This window comes from Embleya sp. NPDC050493 (genome assembly GCF_044458105.1).
GTDB lineage: Bacteria > Actinomycetota > Actinomycetes > Streptomycetales > Streptomycetaceae > Embleya.
Map to the genome: position 1 here is coordinate 104,005 of NZ_JBITHP010000014.1, position 17,111 is coordinate 121,115.

Below are 17,111 nucleotides of genomic sequence, written 5' to 3' on the forward strand. Positions count from 1 at the left end.
GGGGGGGGGGGGGGGCGGGCGGGGGGGGGGGGGGGGGGGGGGGGGCGGGCCCCCCCCCCCCCCCCCCCCCCCCCGGCCGATCGCTCAGCGCACGCTCACCGGCATCAGGGTGATCCGACGAAAGGCCAGCCGGGGCTCCCAGGTGGGCGGTGCCACCACCCGCAGCGCCGGGAGGCGACGCAGGACGGTTTCCAGCAGGACACCGGCCTCCAGGCGGGCCAGGCCGGCCCCGATGCAGTAGTGGATGCCGCCGCCGAAGGAGATGTGCCGGGCGCGGCGCGAGACGTCGAAGGTGCCGGCGTCGGGCGTCAGGGCGGGATCGTGATTGGCCGCGCCCAGCATCGTGTGCACGACCTCGCCGCGGGCGATGGGCACACCGGCCAGAATCAGGTCCCTGCCCGCGTGGCGGGTGGTCACATGGATCGGCGGGTCGTAGCGGAAGACCTCCTCGACGGCATCGGCCAGGGCCGCCGGGTGCGCGCGCAGCCACGCCCGCTGCGCCGGGTGCCGGTCGAAGGTCCAGATCATCGTGGACAGCAGCGTGGAGGTGGTCTCCAGGGACGCGATGACCACGAACATGGCCAGCGAGTAGACGTTCTCGTCCGCGAGTTCGCGATCGGGTTCGAGGGCGTCCCAGGCGCGCAGCCATCCGGAGATCACGTCGTCGCCGGGGTCGGCGCGGCGGCGCGCGATCAGCGTGGTGAAGTACTCGCGCAACCCCCGGATGGCGTCGTCCGCCGCCAGGAGTTGCCGTTTGGTGGGCAACAACTCCTGGGCGTACGCCTGCGCGTGGGTGAGCGCGCGGAGCAGGTCGAAGTCCTCCGGCGGCAGGCCGAGCCAGTGTCCGACGGTGGCCACCGGCAGTTGCTCGCCGACGAGTTCGGCGAAGTCCGCGTCGGCGTCCCCGGCCTGCTCGATCAGGGTGTCGAGCAGGGTGTTCGCCACTCGTTGCACCGTCGGGCGCAGCGCTTCGAGGGTACCGCGGTCGAAGATGTTGTTCACGGACCTGCGAATGCGGGTGTGCTCCGGCGGATTGAGTGCCACCAGGGTCTGTTCGAGTTCGCGGGACGACGGCGTCGACCAGCGCGAGCCCTCCGTCTGCCGCGCCCGCCACGCCCGGTCCAGGGCGAGCCAGTCGGGGCTGCGCAGCACCTCGTCGCACGCACGGTGACCGGTCACCAGGAAGCCGCCCCAGGGCGCGGGCACCACCTCGCCCATCTCGCGTAGACTCGCGTACAGCGGCAGGGGATCCGCCTGGCCGGCCACGGAGCGCAGCCGGGACAACAGGGCGACGACACTTCGGCTGTCGATGACGGTGGTGGGCGCTGAAGACTGCACGACGGCTCCTTCTGACTCGACACGAGGTCGCCTGACGACGACTCGGCACAGCGTTGATCGATCGGCCGCCCCGGGTGTGGGCGACCGACGGTGAAGGGTGTCTGCGGTTGTCGGGCGGGGCGTTCGGCACGCATGTCGAACGCCCCGCCCGCGGGCATCGGCGGCGGGCCCGAAAGACGCGCGTCTCCCGGGCCACGGCCGGTCCCGGCGGTGGGCGCGGCCCGCCTGGGCGGCGGGTCAGGGTGCGGCTATTGGCCTCGCCACCAGTTCAGGAACGAGCTCCACACTCCGCCCTTGCGCGCGCCGGGGTCCGGCCGCTCGGGGGTGGCGGGGCGTGCGGGTGCCGGATCGGCGGGCCGGGCCGCACTGCGCGGCGCGACGGGGGTGAAGCGGGCCGGCAGCGCGGTGAGCGCCCGGTTGAAGGGGCCCGGTCGCCAGTCCAACTCCGATACCGGAACGGCGAGTTCGAGGTCGGGCAGGCGGTTGAGCAGCTTTTCGATCGCGGCGGTGGCGATCAGCCAGGCGGAATCCTTGGCCGGGCAGGCGTGCGGTCCCGCGCTCCAGGCCAGGTGGGAGCGGTTGTTGGGCCTGCGGCCGTTCGCGAACAGCGCGGGGTCGCTGTTGGTGGCGGCGAAGCTGATCACCACCGGGGTGCCCCGGCGGAGCGGGACGCCGGCCAGGTCGACGTCGCGCACCGGGTAGTGCACGGCGTAGTTGGCCATCGGCGGGTCGGTCCACAACACTTCGTCGAGTGCGTCCTCCACCGATGCCCCGCCGCCGAACAGGCTGACCGAGAAGCGCTCGTCGGAGAGGATCAGCCGCAATCCGTTGGCGATCAGGTTGCGTTGCGGTTCGGTACCGGCGCTCATGAGCATGACGAGTTGATGGATCATCTCCTCGTCGGTGAGACGGTTGGGGTGGGCCATCAGCCACGAGGTGACGTCGGCGCCGGGCTGTTCGCGTTTGAGCGCGACGAGTTCGATCAGGGCGCCGGTGAGCATCCGGTTGGCCGCCTCCGCGTCCCCGACGGCGTCGAAGATGCCGGCGATGCCCGCGACCAGGCGGTCGCCCAACTCGGGAGGACTGCCGAAGAGTTCGCTGAACACCAGGAGCGGCAGGGTCTTGGCGTAGGAGTTCAGCAGATCGACGGTGCCGGCGCCGGACCACTGGTCGACCAGGTAGTCCGAGCTGCGTTCGACGAAGCGGCGCAACTGGTACGGGTCGATCCGGTCCAGGCTGTCGGTGACGGCCTGGCGCAGCCGCAGGTGCTCGGCGCCGTCGGAGAACAGGGCGTTGGGGCGGTGCATCATCATGGGCACGACCGGGCTGTCGGCGGGGACCGTACCGTCCGCCAGCGCGAGCCAGCGTCGGGGGTCCTTGGCGAACAACTCGGGGGAGTGCAGGACGCGCAGTGCGGCGGCGTGATCGGTGACCAGCATCGCGTCGACCCCGGGCGCCAGTTCCACCGGCGCGGCCACGCCCTGGCGGCGCAGGTGTGCGTACACGGCGCGCGGGTCGGCCGAGAACGCCTTGTCGTACAGGGGGATCGCTCCGCCTGCGTGGTGGGCGGGGCAGCCCGGGGGTGGTGTGGGGTGATCGCCGGACGAGGATGCCGGACGGTCGAGTGGGCCAGTGTTCACGCGAGTTCCTTGGATGCCCGGAGCTGGAGGTAGCGGACGAGGGCCATCAGGGCCTCGGTCGAGGAGGCGCGGTCGCGGGCGTCGCAGGTGACCAACGGGGTCTCCGGCAACAGGTCGAGCGCGGCGCGCAGCTTCTCCAGGGGATGTTCGAGGGCGCCGTCGAACCGGTTGACGGCGACGGCGTAGGGCACGTCGTACTCCTCCAACAGGCCGATGACGTCGAAGGATTGGTCGAAGCGCTGAGGGTCGATCAGGACGATCGCGCCGAGGGCGCCGAGGGTCATGTCCTTCCATACCTGGGCGAAGCGCTGCTGCCCGGGCGTGCCGAAGAGGTAGAGCACGAGTCGGTCGCTGAGGGTGAGTCGGCCGAAGTCCAGCGCGACCGTGGTGGTGGTCTTGCGACCCGCGCCCGTCAGGTCGTCGACGTGGGCGCCGGCCTGCGTCATCGTCTCCTCGGTGCTGAGGGGACGGATCTCCGACATCGTGCCGACGAAGGTGGTCTTGCCGACGGCGAAGTGCCCGACCACCAGGATCTTCGCCGCGACCTTGACGGAGTCGGCCAGGTAGACGTCGGTGGCGGCGCCGTTAGAGACGGGCGAGCCCATCGAGCACCTCCTGTAGAAGTTGGGCCTTGGGAAGCTCGGCGGCGGGGATGGGTCGGCGGGTGGCCACCAGGCCGGTGTCCATGAGGTCGGACAGCAGCACCTTGACCACGCCGATGGGCAGCTTCAGGTGTCCGGCGACCTCGGCGACCGAGAGGATCCCGCCGCGGCACAGGGCGAGCAGGCGGGTGCTCTCGGGGTCGAGGATGTGTGGGGACTCGTCGCCGGGCAACGCGATCACCAGGCTGACCAGGTCCAGACCCTCGCGGGTCGGGTGGCCGCGGCCGCGGGTGATGACGTAGGGGCGCACTAAGTCGGGGGCGTCGGATTTCGCCGTGCGATCGTTGGTCATACCGAATGATCCGCATTCCGTCGGGGCGGGCTGGTCATTTCCTTTCCGAGTTGGCGAACCAGCTGCTGCATGCGGAACGTGATGATCTCCATGTCCACGTTCTGCGTGGCCGATACCGCCAGATAGGCGCCGGGGCCGGCCGCCACGAGGAAGATGAACCCGTCACCGAACTCGACGAGCGTCTGGCGCCAAGGCGTCTCGGAATCGCCGATGAACTCCGCCGTGCTCCGGCTGATCGATTGCAGTCCGGACAGCGCCGCAGCCTGCCGATCGGCCTCGTCCCGAGATATCCCGTCGGAATGCGCGCGCAATATTCCGTCCGCGGACAACAGGATGGCGTGCCGCGCCTCCGGGACCTTGAGGGCGTCGTTGAGAATCCAGGCCAGGTCGTTGTTCATCGGTTTTCTTGCCCTTTGTCGTCTGTCTCGGGAACGCGGCCGGAGCGGGTTCCGCGCAGGAACGCACCCATCAGCCCCGCGGTCTCCGCGTCCGATCGGTCGGGGGCGTCCGTCGGCGCCGGTTGGTGCGTGCGGTCGACCGGCAGCGGGGCCCGGCGGCGGCGCTGCGGCAGTTCTCCGTCCAGGGCGGCGGTTCCTTCGTCGGCGACGGGAGCGGTGGTCGCGGGCGCGGCGGGCCGGGATTCCGCGGGCGCGGCCGCGGCACGGGGGGCGCGGGTGACGCGGCGCTGCGCGGGGACCGGGGCGGGGTCCGCGTCGACGGCGGTGGTGAGCAGTTCCGAGGGGAGCATCACCACCGCGCGCATGCCACCGTAGGGCGATCGGGTGTCCACCGAGACGGTGAAGCCGTACTGGGCGGCGAGCATGCCGATGACGGGGAAGCCGAACTGCGGCGGGTGGCCCAGGCGGGTGATGCCGACCGGCTCGGTGGCGCCCAGGTAGCGGGCCGCGCTTTGCCGGGCCTCCTCGTGCATGCCCACGCCCGCGTCGTCGACCATGATGCACACCCCGTTGGGCACGGTCTGGAAGTTGATCTCGACGGTGGTGTGCGGCGGGGAGTAACTGGCGGCATTGTCGAGGAGTTCGGCCACCGCGAGGGCGACCGGCTCGACCGCCCGGCCGATGACGGCGACGTTGGACTGCATCCGGATCTCCACGCGGAGGTAGTCGCGGATGCGGCCCTTCGCGCCGCGCATGACGTCGTACAGCGGCGCCGCGGCGCGCTGGCGTCCGGTCCAGCCGCCGCAGAGGGCGGCGATGACCTGGGCGCGGCGGCCGAATTGCGAGTTCATGTGGTCGATCGCCAGGAGATCCTGGAGCAGTTGCGCGTCGACATAGTTGTTCTGCATGTCGGAGATCGCCAACTGCTGTTCGCCGGCCAGCGCCTGAAGTGTGCGCATGGCGGCCTTCAGCGCGTTCTTGGCCGAGTGGTCGGCACGATCGCGGGCGTCCTCGACGGCGGTGGTGAACATCTCCACGACCGTCTCGATGTTGTGCGCGTACGGCGTGGTGCGTAGTTCCTCGTGGCGGAGAAGCGATCCCTTGAGTCGTTCCCCGGTCTCGACCAGGGCCGGCAGCAACACCCGGACGACGTTGTCGATTTCGTCGTCGCGCATGCGCACGTCCTCGGCCAGCAGGCGATTCCTCTCCCTCAGGTCCTTGACGGTTATTCGGCTGCGGGCCACATAAACGGCCGCAGCACAGGTGCCGGCCACCCCGTACCAGAGTGCGGGGTCCTGTACAAAGTTCATTCCCACGGTCCTCGTCGCGCAATCAGGCGGGCAACGGCGCGCGCAGCGAGTCGATTTCGGCGTCGTCCGGGTGCGCGAGGCACGTCGCCCGGTCTCCGTCCGGCGCATCGCGGAAAGCGCGACCCGCCCGCTGCACGTATCACTCTCCGCTGCTCTCTCGTCGATGGGGCGTAGCGAGTGTAGTGGCGTCGACTTCCCCGTTCCGGGCGGCGCCGACACTTCTTCTTTCGCGCCGACTACAGCTGGGCGACCATTCCCGGGATCGAGTTATATGTCCGGTATATCGAGCCATGGCGCCCGAATTCGATGCGCCGGGTGTCCGGGGCGAGTATTCGAAAACACGACCGGACGAACGTGGAAAATGGCTTGAATGCATGGGTCATTCGGAGCATTGCGACCATTGCGACCGCCCGCACGCCGGCGCGTCCCGAGGGCCGCGCTCCCGGCCGCCGGACGCCGACGGCCCGGGTCGAGAGGCAGGGCAAGGAGGCGTTGTGAGGATGTTCACGCATTGGCGGTCTGACCGACACAACTTCTCGACGTGGTGCGGAGGTTCGAGGCATTGGATCTTGGGGGGCTTCGAGGGTCCCGCGGTTCGGCGACGACGCCCGGCGAGGGGGTACGTCGTCGACCCGGAAGGGCACGATCCCGGAAGGCGTCGAACTGCCACGCACGACCCTGCCCACACCGGTGCGCTGAACCCGGGCCGGGGCGGGTCCTCGACGCGTTCTCGTCGGCCCTGCAGGCCCTACCCGCGCGCGGGGTCGGAGGCGGCGTGGCCGGCCCGGTCCCCGGCCGGGTCGGGCCGGGGAGATGCGCCGGCGGTCCTCCTCGTTGCGGTCCCGCTTCGGTAGGGGCAGGCGAGTTGGGTCAGGATCGCCGGCGCCACCAGATCCGCGGGCCCCTTCAACGCGTCCGCCAGACGGTGGTCGAGGGGGAACACCAGCTCCGCCGCGACGTTGTCCTGCACGATTCGGGCGAGGTTGTCCAGGGCGACGTGGATGGGGTCGGCGGGCGGCTGGGCGGTCTGCAGGTCGATCAGGTGCGAGTCGGCCGTCGCGGGGTCCATGAAGCGCTTGACGATGATCGAATTCTGGTTCGGGGCGGACGTGGTCCAGATCGACAACACGACGACGTACAGGCCGGGCCAGTCCGCCGTGCCGACCTTGTCCCGCCAGCGCGTCATGAGCGCTTCGACGCCCTCGATCTGGGCCCGCGCCGCATGTGCGAGGTTGGTCGGGATGTCGTCGGTCAACCGGCTCGTGTAGTTCTCGAACGACGCCATGTCGAAGGAGCGTCGCCGTACCGACTCTTCGACGAACCCGAGCGACGCGTCGAGGATCCGGGTGCTCGATGCCTCGAGGTCCGATGGCATGTCGGCGTCGCCGAGTTGCCGGCGGGCGACGGTCAAGGTGGCGGCGAAGGACTGGAGGGGAGCGACCCAGTCGGTCGTCCCGGGCCCTTTGAACGCCACCATGTCCAGGTCGTGCCGGTCCAGGCGCTCGGAGCCGGGGAGTTCCGGGATCCGACCACCGAGATACGGCGCGATGATCGAGTAGATGCCGAGCGGCGCATGGGCGATCGACTTGGCCAGTTCGAAGATCTCGGACACCGGGTGCAGGGACTCCTGCTCGCCGTTGTGGATCAGGGTGTACCGGCCGCCCCGGTCGTCGTTCCGGACGATGACCACCGGGCCCAGATGTCTGATCAGTTCGGCCCGGAGCGCGTCGTAGTGCGTCTGCGTGTCGGTGTCGATCGCGAAGATCGCATTGCGGGCGTGGAGTTGCCGCGCCGGGTCCGTCCCCGGATCGGCCGCACTCGGTTCCGCCGCTGCGGCTCGACCGCCGCCCAGGAACGTCACGGCACCGAAGGTGCCGACGCCGCCGACGAATTGCCGCCGCGTGGTCAACGTCCGTCCCACCCCGTGCGGGCCACCTCGGATTACTCCTGTTCGCCCTGCTCGTCCTCGCTGTGGGCGTAGAGCTTGAGCACCGGGACGCCCACCTTGTGGCGGGCCCGGCTTGCCCAGTCCCGGTGGAAGAACTCCTCGACCAGGTGCGGGGCGGTCAACACGATCACCTCGTCGGCGCCGACCTGGTCCACGACGGAACGCAGGAGATCCAGCGGGTGGCCGTCGACGACCTGGCCGACGGCCTCGGAGCCGGCCTCGCGCAACAGTCGGAGCGTGTGTTCGAGCGCGAGGGCTGCGGGCCGGCGGGCCTCCTCGCCCTCGGGCTCGTCGCCCTCGTGGACCGCCTCTTCCAACTCGCCGAGGGCGACATCGTCGATGGTGCGCAGGAGTCGGTCCTCCGCGCCTCGCGGGTTCATCAGGATGACGAACGAGATCTGCTCGTCGTGGAGGGTCGTGACGAAGTCGACATCTGTCACGGACAACGGTTGCTCGACCATGAGGACGCTCGTGATCACGGCGGACCTTCCCTCGGCGCACCCGAACCGGCGCGGACGGGGAGTAACGATAGCGACACCGATGGCCTGAACCCGGTCTTCGGCGAGGTCGGGACCGGCGCGTCGTTGTTCCCGTGGTGTCGTGCGCAAGGGCCTCGACCTCCGCAAGGGACCCGGGAGAGCGTCGGAAGGGTCGGAGCCGGGTGCGCGGGAGGCGGAATTCGTTGCCCTCCGGGTCGGCCGGGACGTGCCGGCTCTCCGCGCCGGTCCGGCCGACGTCGACGGGTCGGGCGCCGAGGGCGAGCAGCCGCTCCGACTCGGCGTCCTGGTCGCGATGGTTCGGCGTCCTGGTCGCGATCGGTGGCGTCGACGTCGATGTGCAGTCGGAGCTTCCCGGGCCCGTCGGTTCACCTGGACACCCGAGAGTCGACCGTAGGCCGCGCGCCGGGAGGCGAGGTGCCCCGCGACCGCGTCGCCCACCGGGTCACTCCTCGGTTTTTGCCTTGGCTTCGTCCGCATCGAGGAGGCGGGTGAGGAGTTCGGTGAGTTGCCCCAGGTCTTCGGCCGGGAGGGTGTCGATGGCCGGGGGCGGGCGCAGCAGGATGGCGTCGGCGGTGGCGATGGCCTCGTGCCCGGCGGCCGTGAGCGTGACCAGCTTGCGGCGGCGATCGTCGGGGTGCGGCCGGCGTTCGACGAGGCCGTGGGCTTCGAGCTTGTCGACGATGAGGGTGGCGTAGGGGGCGTCGAGGCGGTTGGCGCCCGCGAGTTGGCTGAGGGTCTTCGGTCCGTCGCGGAGTTGGAAGAGGATTTTGCCGCGGCCGCCGCCGAGGCGGAACCCGAGCGCGTCGGCGAGTTCGCGCCGGCGGTTGTGGGCTTCGACGAACCGGTGCATGAGGGCCCAGGCCTCCCGGCCGGGCTCGGCCGATCGTTTCGAAGTGGCTGCCATCGGTGGTCTCTCCCGCGTCCCTCACGCTGCGCGGTCCGAGCCGCCGCGTCATGTGCCGGCGTGCTGTGGTGCCGCGTTCACCACGCTACCGTGCGGCCGAGATGGTCGACGCAGTGCAGGCCGGGTGCGCCCCCCGGGGCGTCGAGGGTCTCGACGACGTTCGGGGCGCTCTCGTCGATGCCGAACCGGGCGTCCGGGCCGCCAATGTCGGCATGTCGTCCGGATGTTCGGTCTCGTTGTCCGGAGCCGAATCGGCTGATCGGGCCGTCAGGGCGTCTCGCGAGGCGGTCGGTCGTCGAGTTTGGCCAGGGTGACGCCGCCGATGATCAGGAGGCCGCCGGTCGTCTGAGAGGGGGTCGGTGTCTCGTTGATCAGCAACCAGGCGCAGATCACACTGGCGACGACTTCCAACAGCGCGACGAACGAGGCCGTGCGTGAGCCGAGTCGGCGGCCGGCCGCGGTTCCCGTCGTGTAGGCCAAGGCGGCGGTGACCAGGCCGAGCAGGAGCACGGGCAGCCACCAGGGCACGTCACCGATCCGGTAGCCGGCCGGTTCGACGCCGGCGTGCATCGGCAACAGTCCGACGGCCGCGAGGGCGGCGAGGGCGAGCGTTCCGACCGCGAGCCCGGCACCGGTCAGGGCGGCGGGCGGCAGGCCGGTGTCGGTGTCCGCCGCGATGAGGAAGTACGCCGTCAGACCCACCATCGCCGCGAGCGCCCAGGCCACGCCCGACCAGGCCAGGTCGGCGCCGGAGATCAGGTCGACGGCCAGAATCAGGCCCACGGCCGCCAGGCCGGCGCCGGCCATGGTGTACGGCCGCGGGCGCTGACCCCGACGCGCCCACAACCACACCACGACGGCGGCCGGAGCGGTGTACTCGATGAGCAGTGCCGGTGCGACGTCCATGGCGGCGACCGCGGAGAAGAAGCAGAACTGCGCCCCGGCCAGGCCCAGTACGCCGTACACCAGCACGGTGCGGGCCTGCGCGCGCAGTTGCCGCCATCGTCCGCGCAGGGACGCGACCGCGAACGGCGCCACGACGAGCGCGCCGATGCCGACCCGGGCCAGGACGATCGCTCCCGGACTCCAACCGGTCGAGAGCAGTCCGCGCGCCAACGACCCGGACATGCCGAAGGCCGTCGCCGAGACGAGGGCGAGGAGGAGGCCGCCGCGTCCGTCGCCGGTGGGGGTGCGGACGAGCGGTGCGTCATTGGCAACATGGGTCATAGACCATGACGGTAGGAGGGTTGGATGTAAGATGTCAAAATGATTTTTGGTCATGACACCGAGTCCGCCCTGCAGGCAGCCGTGGCGCTGGCCAACAGCGCGGTGGGGTCGGACACCCTCACCACCGTCCGGGAGTTGGACGCGTGGTACGCCGAGCACCGCTACACCGGGCGCCGGGACCGCGATGCCGCCGAACTCGCGAGCGTGCGAGCGCTGCGGCCGGTCCTGCGCGACCTGTTGACCGCCGATCGGGAAGGCGCCGCGGGCCTGGTGAACACGATGCTCGCCGAGGCCCACGCCCTCCCGCAGCTCGTCCGTCACGACGACCAGGACTGGCACCTGCACGCGGTGTCCTCGGACGCGCCGCTGGCCACCCGCGTCGTGGTGGAGACCGCGATGGCCATGACCGACGTGGTGCGCGTCGACGAGCTGTCCCGCCTGTCCCTGTGCGCGGACCAGGGCTGCCGGGGCATCGTCCTGGACCTCACCCGCAACCGCTCCCGCCGCTATTGCAGCACCGCCTGCGCCAACCGCAACGCGGTGGCCGCCTATCGCGCCCGCCTCGGCGCCCGTCAGTCCTCGGACGGGCGGTCGAACCGGGGCGCGTGAGGGCAGACGCCGCGCACCCACGGAGGTGTCCGCCGTGCGGCGTGTCGTCCGCGCGGGCCTTGATCCGAAGCTCTGAATGCTGGTTCACTGCTTGTATGGCCTACCGCAAGACGCCCGCCGAGCAGGACCGCCTGGCCGCGGCCCGCGAACACCTGGTCGAACAGGCCACCACCGTGGTCGCCGACGTCGGCTGGGCCAACGCCTCGGTGACCGCGGTGGCCGCCGCGGCGGGCATGTCGGCCGGCTCCGTGTACCAGCACTTCCCGTCCAAGGCCGCCCTGGCGGTCGAGGTCTTCCGCCGGGCCTCCGGGCGCGAAGTCGAGGTCCTGGGCAAGGTCCTGCAGGACGGGGACGGCGACGCCGCCCACCGGCTCGCGCAGGGCGTCGCGGTGTTCGCCCGCCGCGCCCTGGAGCGGCGCGGCCTGGCCCACGCCCTGCTCGCCGCGCCCGCCGAACCCGCCGTGGGCGAGCAGCGGCTGGAGTTCCGCCGCCGCTACCGGGAACTGTTCGCCCAGGTGGTCCGCGAGGGCATGGCCACCGGGCTGATGCCGGCACAGGACCCGGAGATCACCGCCGCCGCGCTCACCGGCGCGATCGGCGAGGTCCTGGTCGACCCCCTGGCGGCACCCGCCCGGGAGGCCGTCGAGGACCTCGTCGCCGAACTGATCGCCATGTCGCTGCGCTGCGCGGGCGCCCGCGTCGACGCGCGTTCCGTCCCTCCAGGAGGCTCCCGATGACCGTGCCGACAACACCCCCGCCGCGCAGCAACCCGACCGCCCGCACCCACGAGGTCACCAACCAGCCCCCGCCGCTGGTGGGGCACGACGTCGCCGACGACCCGGTGCTGCTGGAGGGCATCCGACGCGAGGGCGCCGACTGGTACGAGACCGACCTGCACCGCGTCGGACGGCTCGCCGGCAGCGCGGAGGTCCAGGCATGGGCGGAGCAGGCCAACCGCTGCGAGCCGGTCCTGCACACCCACGACCGCTACGGCAACCGCATCGACGAAGTCGAATTCCATCCCGCCTACCACCGATTGCTGGACGTCGCGGTCCGCGAGGGACTGACCGGAGCCCCCTGGGCCGACCCCCGTCCGGGCGCGCACGTGGCCCGCGCGGCCGGTTTCATGGTGTGGACCACCCCGGAGGCCGGACACGGCTGCCCCGTCTCGATGACCTACGCCGTCGTCCCGGCGCTCCGCGCCGCACCCGAACTCGCCGCGGTGTACGAGCCGTTGCTCACCAGTCGCAGCTACGACCCCGGGCTGCGCGCGCCCGCGTCCAAGCGCGGCCTGCTCGCGGGCATGGGGATGACCGAGAAGCAGGGCGGCACCGACGTACGCACCAACACCACGACCGCCACCGAACACGCCGACGGCACCTGGCGGTTGCGCGGCCACAAGTGGTTCACCAGCGCCCCGATGAACGACCTGTTCCTGGTCCTGGCCCAGACGCCCGGCGGCCTGTCCTGCTTCCTGGTACCCCGCGTGCTGCCCGACGGCAGCCGCAACACCTTCCGCATCCAGCGCCTGAAGGACAAGCTCGGCAACCGCAGCAACGCCAGCAGCGAGCCCGAGTTCGACGACACCGTCGCCTGGCCGGTGGGCGCCGAGGGCCGCGGCGTACGCACCATCATCGACATGGTCACCATGACCCGGCTCGACTGCATCCTCGGCTCCGCGTCCGGCATTCGCGCCGCCCTCGCACAGGCCGCCCATCACGTGCGCCACCGCTCGGTGTTCGGCCGCACATTGATCGACCAGCCGCTGATGCGCAACGTGATCGCCGACCTCGGTGTGGAGTCGGAGGCCGCGAGCACGCTCGCCCTGCGCGTCGCCGGCGCCGTCGACCGGGCACAACGCGGCGACGACCACGAACGCGCCTTCCTGCGGACGGCCACCGCGGTGGCCAAGTACTGGGTGTGCAAGCGTCAACCCGTGGCCGTCGTCGAGGCACTGGAATGCCTGGGCGGCAACGGATACGACGAAGCCTCGGGATTGCCGCGGCTGTACCGCGACGCGCCGCTCAACGGCATCTGGGAGGGCTCCGGCAACGTCCAGTCCCTCGACGTCCTGCGCGCCCTCCGGCGCGAACCCGAGTCCCTGGCCGCCTTCGCCGCCGAAATCGACGCCGCCTTCGGCGCGGACGCCCGCCTGGACACCGCCTGGCGCACACTCCGCGACGACCTGGCGCCGACCCCGGACATCGAACTGCGGGCCCGCAGCCTGGTCGAACGCATGGCCCTCGTCCTCCAGGGCTCCCTGCTGGTGCGGCACGCCCCGGCCGCGGTCGCCGACGCGTTCTGCGCCTCCCGACTGGCGCCCGACCGCGGCCTGGCGTTCGGCACCCTGCCCGGCGGGCTCGACCTGGGACCCATCCTGGACCGACTGCCGGGGCGGATGGACTGATCCGCGACACGCAACCACCGCTGTCGGTCGAGCGGGCCGACCGCGGGATCCGGACGGATCCGCGCGCCGCCCTCGACGGGGAGGATCGGCGTGGATGAATCATGGTGCCGGATCCGGGTAGGCCGTTGGGCGAGCGACCCGAGGGAGTGAACGCGATGACCATCCCCATGCCGGTGGATCCGGACACCCGCCCGCCGCGCCCGTCGCCCCTGCCGGATCCCGACCCGGTACCCGTGCCGGTGCCGGAGCCACCCCCGGGACCGGTGCCGCCCGACCCCGATCCGGAACCGGAGCCCGAGCCGCAGCCCGTGTAGCCGCAGCCCGTGTAGGAGCCCGGACAGGTGTCCGCTTCGAGAGGGTCGGCGCCCGGGCCGGCGTCGGCGTGGTTCGGCGTCAGTCCGGGGCGATCCGGCTTCGCTCGCCGTGGCCGTGCTTCTCGCGGGCCTCGACGAGTTCCTTGAAGCGCAGCAGGTCCGCCCTGACCCGGGTGTCCGTGAAGGGCGGTACGCCGTCCTCGGGTTCGGCGAGCCCTTCGGGTTCGACCTCGGTGACGACGTTCACCGTGGTGTGGGCCGCGTCGACCGCCCAAAACGTCACGATGGCGTGCTGCCGGGGCTCGTCCGAGACCGTGCGCCAGGACAGACGTTCGTCCGGCAGTTCCTCGACGGTCTCGGTGCCGAACTCGCGGGTCGCGCCTCCGGTGTACGTCTTCCAGTAGTGGTGGTGGGCGTCGAGCCGAACCACCTCCTCGACCCCGTCCATGAACTGCGGGAAATCCTCGAACCGGGTCCACTGGAGATATGCCGTATGCAGCGGGACGTCCACTTCGACGGACTCGGTCACGACGGCCATACCGTTCACCTCCCACGGTCGGACGGACCGGATAACTGCCGCGTGCCCGACGGGTGCGCACCCAAACGAAGTCGAGCGCCCCGGCGCCCACGCCTCGCACGCCCCGAACCGGTGAGCCGCTACGCTCCGCGCACGTATCGGGCCGCACACGTCACTATTCACCCGAAGGGGTACCGAGTGTCGCCGTACGACGCCGTTGTGTGTGGCCCGGCTATATGACCGCGGGCATGCCCCCCCGGCCGATGCCCTCGCGGGCGAAGCGGAGCGCGACCTGCCGCTGCGGCTGAATCGCAGCGGCATCCCCCTGGGCGATCGCGGTGCCCACGTTCACCGGCTCCCGGAAGTCCGGCGAGCACGGCATCGCCCGCCTCGTCGCCTCCGGGCCCGGTACGAACAGGCATACGAGCGCCCTCGGCGACACGGGGCGGCCTCCCTCCGTGCCGGGAGGCCGCCCTTCGTGCCTGTGGATCGGGTCGGCTACCAGCAGCCGGCCGCGAAGGACACGGTCGCGCAGAGCGGGCCGGACAGCAGCCACGTGCTGCGGGCGAACTTGCCGGTGTGCACGTCGCCGCCGGAGATCATGGTGAGGTCGATGTCACCGGAAGGGTGGACGACGCCGGGCAGTTCCTCGCGCCGGTCCTCGTCCTTCCAGGCGCGGATCAGGTCGTCGATGTCGTTCGGATTGTTCATGGACGGTCCTTCCTTCTCGGGATGCGAGTACCTCAGGGTGTGAGAACGGCGCTGGTCGCGCCGTCGCCTCCGGAGCGGACCGGGCCTTCCGGTGCTCCGGCGGAACGGGGGCCGAACAGGTCGGCGTAGTGCCCGCCCAGGTCGAGCAGGTCGGCGTGCCGGCCGCGTTCGACGATCCGGCCGGCGTCGAGCACGACGATCTCGTCGGCGTTCTCGATGGCCGACAACCGGTGGGAGATGACCAGCCGGGTGATCTCCAGCCGGTTCAGGGCCGCGTCGACGGCACGTTCGGTGGCCGGGTCGAGGTGGCTGGTCGCCTCGTCCAGGATCAGCAGCCGGGGGCGGTGCACCAGCGCGCGGGCGAGTGCCACCCGCTGCCGCTGCCCGGCGGACAGCGCGATGCCGCCCTCGCCGACGTTGGTCTCGTAGCCCATCGGCATGCGCCGTACGTCCTCGTGCAGGCCCGCGAGCACGGCCGCGTGCTCCACCTCGGTCCGGGTCGACTCGGGGCTGCCGAGCGCGATGTTGTCGGCGATGCTGCCGTCGAACAGCGACAGGTCCTGGAGCACGGCGCCGCAATGCGTTCGCAGCGCAGGCAGGTCCAAGCGCTCCAGCGGGACGCCGGAGAGCAGGATCGTGCCCCGGTCGGGCAGGAGCAGTCCGAGCATGAGCAGGGCGAGCGTGCTCTTGCCCGAACCGGTGCGCCCGGCGACCCCGATCTTGCGGCCGGGGGGCAGCGTGAGTGCGATGTCGCTCAGCACGGGGGCGGCCTCGCGGTCGTAGCCGAAGGTGACCCCGCTCAGCTCGACGCCGATCGGACTGCGGCCCGGGAGCCGCTCCTCCCCGCTGCGTTCCGGTTCCGAGTCCAGCACGTCGTACATGCGTTCCACCTGCGCCCTGACCAGTTGCAGGGACTGACCGGCGGTGGCGACCGAGTTCAACGGCTCCAGCACCGCGATGGCGACCGCGTTGGCGGCGAGCATCACCCCGACCTGCATCGCGCCGTCCAGGACCAGCCCGACCCCGACGGTCAACAGGACCAGCGGCGAGATCACCCGCAGTGTGCCCAACGCCGCGTCGACGGCGGCGGAGGTACGCCCGCGCCGAAGGCTCGCCTGCTGGTGCACCTCGAACAGCGTCCTCCACCGGCGCAGCGCCCGACCCTCGGCTCCGTTGGCCTTCACCGGCAGCACCGCGTCGAGCGTCTCGACCAGATAGCCCTGTTCACGCGACATCGCCGTCAACTCCCGCTGGGAGAGCCTGCCCTGGCGCCCGTAGCTGCCGATGATCACGGCGAGTTGCAGTCCGCCCAGTCCGAGCGTCACCAGGACGTACTCGGGTGCCAGCACGGCCAGCCCGATCAGGTAGCAGCCGAGCATCGAGGCGTCGAGCGCCACCATGAGCAGTTGACCGGTCAGTGCCTCGCGGGCGGTCGTCACACTGGCCAGCCGCAACAGCAGATCGCCGCGCGAGCGGCGCAGGAAGAACGACAGAGGTTGGCGCAGCAGATGCGTCATGAAGCCGGGCGTGAGTACCGCGTTGGCCCGGGTGCGAAGGGTGACCACGACCCAGCCGCGGGTCAGCGCCGTGACGGCCTGGGCGAGCGCGACGACCGCCACCCCCGCGGCCAGCAGGGGCAACAGGTCGGTTCGCCGGTCCGGCAGCAGGGTGTCGATCACGTAGGCGGTGGCCAACGGCAGGGCCAGGCCCAGGCCTTGCAGTACGGCCGAGGCCAGCAGGATGCCCGCCATCGGCCCCCGGGTACCGGGAACCGCCAGGACGTCCCGCAGGTAGCGCACCATCGGCCAGTCGCGCGGTCGCCCGAGCCGGCGGGTGAAGTCGGGGCGCGGGGTGAGGCGCAGGTAGATGCCGCTGTAGTCGGCGACGAACTCCTCGTGCGATATGCGCGTGCGCCCGTCGGCCGGATCGGCGATGTGGGCCCACTTCGCCGAGCGCCGCTCCAGGACCACGAAGTGCCGTCCGCGCCAGAACAACATCAGCGGGCCCGAAGGCAGTTGCGCCGGATCGGCCCGCTCGACGCGGGCGGACAGCCCGAGTTCGCCGGCGACCTCGATCAACCTGCCGATCGAGAGGCCGTCCCGACCGGCCTCCAGCAGCCTTCGGCCGTCCGCGGTGGTGGTGTGCCGACCGAAGAATCCGGCGATCATCGCCAGGCAGGCGATGCCGCATTCGGTGTCGGTCAGTTGCTGGCGCAGCGGCACGCGCCGGGTCCGGCGCCGTAGCCTCGCGATCACCCAGGCGACCACCCTGGTGAACCGACCCGGCCGATGGCGCGGCGGCGTCTTCCCCGTGGTGGGTGGGGACTTCGGCATG

The 17,111-nt window shown here is 71.4% G+C and carries 17 protein-coding genes and 1 pseudogene; 4 read left to right on the forward strand and 14 right to left on the reverse strand.

Features of this window, described 5'->3' with window-relative positions; all coding sequences use genetic code 11:
- Positions 1-84: 84 nt before the first annotated feature.
- The 11 genes and pseudogenes from ACIBM5_RS25710 to ACIBM5_RS25760 all read right to left on the reverse strand — a co-directional run bounded on the left by ACIBM5_RS25710 (position 85) and on the right by ACIBM5_RS25760 (position 10,219).
- Positions 85-1,338, reverse strand: a complete 1,254-nt coding sequence (locus ACIBM5_RS25710; RefSeq protein WP_396008985.1) for a cytochrome P450 — start codon at positions 1,336-1,338, stop codon at positions 85-87.
- 248 nt (positions 1,339-1,586) lie between these two features.
- Positions 1,587-2,816: a cytochrome P450 gene (locus tag ACIBM5_RS25715; protein WP_396009108.1), complete on the reverse strand. Its 1,230-nt coding sequence runs from the start codon at positions 2,814-2,816 to the stop codon at positions 1,587-1,589.
- A gap of 158 nt (positions 2,817-2,974) precedes the next feature.
- Entirely contained in the window at positions 2,975-3,583 is a 609-nt protein-coding gene (locus ACIBM5_RS25720; RefSeq protein WP_391583477.1) for an ATP/GTP-binding protein, read from the reverse strand.
- Entirely contained in the window at positions 3,564-3,932 is a 369-nt protein-coding gene (locus ACIBM5_RS25725; RefSeq protein WP_391583476.1) for a DUF742 domain-containing protein, read from the reverse strand. Before ACIBM5_RS25725 ends, ACIBM5_RS25720 begins: the two co-directional genes overlap by 20 nt.
- On the reverse strand, positions 3,929-4,330 hold the full coding sequence (locus ACIBM5_RS25730; protein ID WP_020551519.1) for a roadblock/LC7 domain-containing protein: 402 nt from the start codon (positions 4,328-4,330) through the stop codon (positions 3,929-3,931). Before ACIBM5_RS25730 ends, ACIBM5_RS25725 begins: the two co-directional genes overlap by 4 nt.
- Positions 4,327-5,640, reverse strand: coding sequence for an ATP-binding protein (locus tag ACIBM5_RS25735; protein WP_396008986.1), 1,314 nt, complete (start codon positions 5,638-5,640; stop codon positions 4,327-4,329). Before ACIBM5_RS25735 ends, ACIBM5_RS25730 begins: the two co-directional genes overlap by 4 nt.
- A 748-nt stretch (positions 5,641-6,388) precedes the next feature.
- The gene (locus ACIBM5_RS25740; protein WP_396008987.1) at positions 6,389-7,561 is read right to left on the reverse strand and encodes a hypothetical protein; all 1,173 of its coding nucleotides are present in this window, start codon (positions 7,559-7,561) and stop codon (positions 6,389-6,391) included.
- A 20-nt stretch (positions 7,562-7,581) separates the two neighbouring features.
- The gene (locus ACIBM5_RS25745; RefSeq protein ID WP_396008988.1) at positions 7,582-8,067 is read right to left on the reverse strand and encodes an indole-3-glycerol phosphate synthase; all 486 of its coding nucleotides are present in this window, start codon (positions 8,065-8,067) and stop codon (positions 7,582-7,584) included.
- A gap of 169 nt (positions 8,068-8,236) precedes the next feature.
- A pseudogene (locus ACIBM5_RS25750) lies at positions 8,237-8,444 on the reverse strand (VOC family protein); the annotation flags it as partial.
- A gap of 86 nt (positions 8,445-8,530) precedes the next feature.
- A complete protein-coding gene (locus tag ACIBM5_RS25755; protein WP_396008989.1) occupies positions 8,531-8,992 on the reverse strand; it encodes a MarR family transcriptional regulator in 462 nt (153 codons plus the stop codon).
- A 267-nt stretch (positions 8,993-9,259) separates the two neighbouring features.
- Entirely contained in the window at positions 9,260-10,219 is a 960-nt protein-coding gene (locus ACIBM5_RS25760; protein ID WP_396008990.1) for an EamA family transporter, read from the reverse strand.
- Between the two features lie 39 nt (positions 10,220-10,258).
- On the opposite strand from ACIBM5_RS25760, the gene ACIBM5_RS25765 reads away from it, so the two are divergent.
- The 4 genes from ACIBM5_RS25765 to ACIBM5_RS25780 all read left to right on the forward strand — a co-directional run bounded on the left by ACIBM5_RS25765 (position 10,259) and on the right by ACIBM5_RS25780 (position 13,549).
- The gene (locus ACIBM5_RS25765) at positions 10,259-10,828 is read left to right on the forward strand and encodes a CGNR zinc finger domain-containing protein (RefSeq protein WP_396008991.1); all 570 of its coding nucleotides are present in this window, start codon (positions 10,259-10,261) and stop codon (positions 10,826-10,828) included.
- 95 nt (positions 10,829-10,923) lie between these two features.
- The gene (locus ACIBM5_RS25770) at positions 10,924-11,565 is read left to right on the forward strand and encodes a TetR family transcriptional regulator (RefSeq protein ID WP_396008992.1); all 642 of its coding nucleotides are present in this window, start codon (positions 10,924-10,926) and stop codon (positions 11,563-11,565) included.
- The gene (locus ACIBM5_RS25775) at positions 11,562-13,235 is read left to right on the forward strand and encodes an acyl-CoA dehydrogenase family protein (RefSeq protein WP_396008993.1); all 1,674 of its coding nucleotides are present in this window, start codon (positions 11,562-11,564) and stop codon (positions 13,233-13,235) included. Before ACIBM5_RS25770 ends, ACIBM5_RS25775 begins: the two co-directional genes overlap by 4 nt.
- Before the next feature lie 155 nt (positions 13,236-13,390).
- Positions 13,391-13,549, forward strand: a complete 159-nt coding sequence (locus ACIBM5_RS25780; RefSeq protein WP_396008994.1) for a hypothetical protein — start codon at positions 13,391-13,393, stop codon at positions 13,547-13,549.
- A gap of 79 nt (positions 13,550-13,628) precedes the next feature.
- Here the strand turns inward: ACIBM5_RS25780 and ACIBM5_RS25785 are convergent, their stop codons facing one another.
- The 3 genes from ACIBM5_RS25785 to ACIBM5_RS25795 form a co-directional block, all read right to left on the reverse strand.
- A complete protein-coding gene (locus tag ACIBM5_RS25785) occupies positions 13,629-14,087 on the reverse strand; it encodes an SRPBCC family protein (RefSeq protein ID WP_396008995.1) in 459 nt (152 codons plus the stop codon).
- A gap of 477 nt (positions 14,088-14,564) precedes the next feature.
- Positions 14,565-14,777 carry a hypothetical protein gene (locus tag ACIBM5_RS25790; protein WP_396008996.1) on the reverse strand — a complete coding sequence of 71 codons (213 nt, stop codon included), beginning with the start codon at positions 14,775-14,777 and terminating at the stop codon, positions 14,565-14,567.
- A 32-nt stretch (positions 14,778-14,809) separates the two neighbouring features.
- The gene (locus ACIBM5_RS25795) at positions 14,810-17,110 is read right to left on the reverse strand and encodes a peptidase domain-containing ABC transporter (RefSeq protein ID WP_396008997.1); all 2,301 of its coding nucleotides are present in this window, start codon (positions 17,108-17,110) and stop codon (positions 14,810-14,812) included.
- Between the last annotated feature and the right edge of the window lies 1 nt (position 17,111).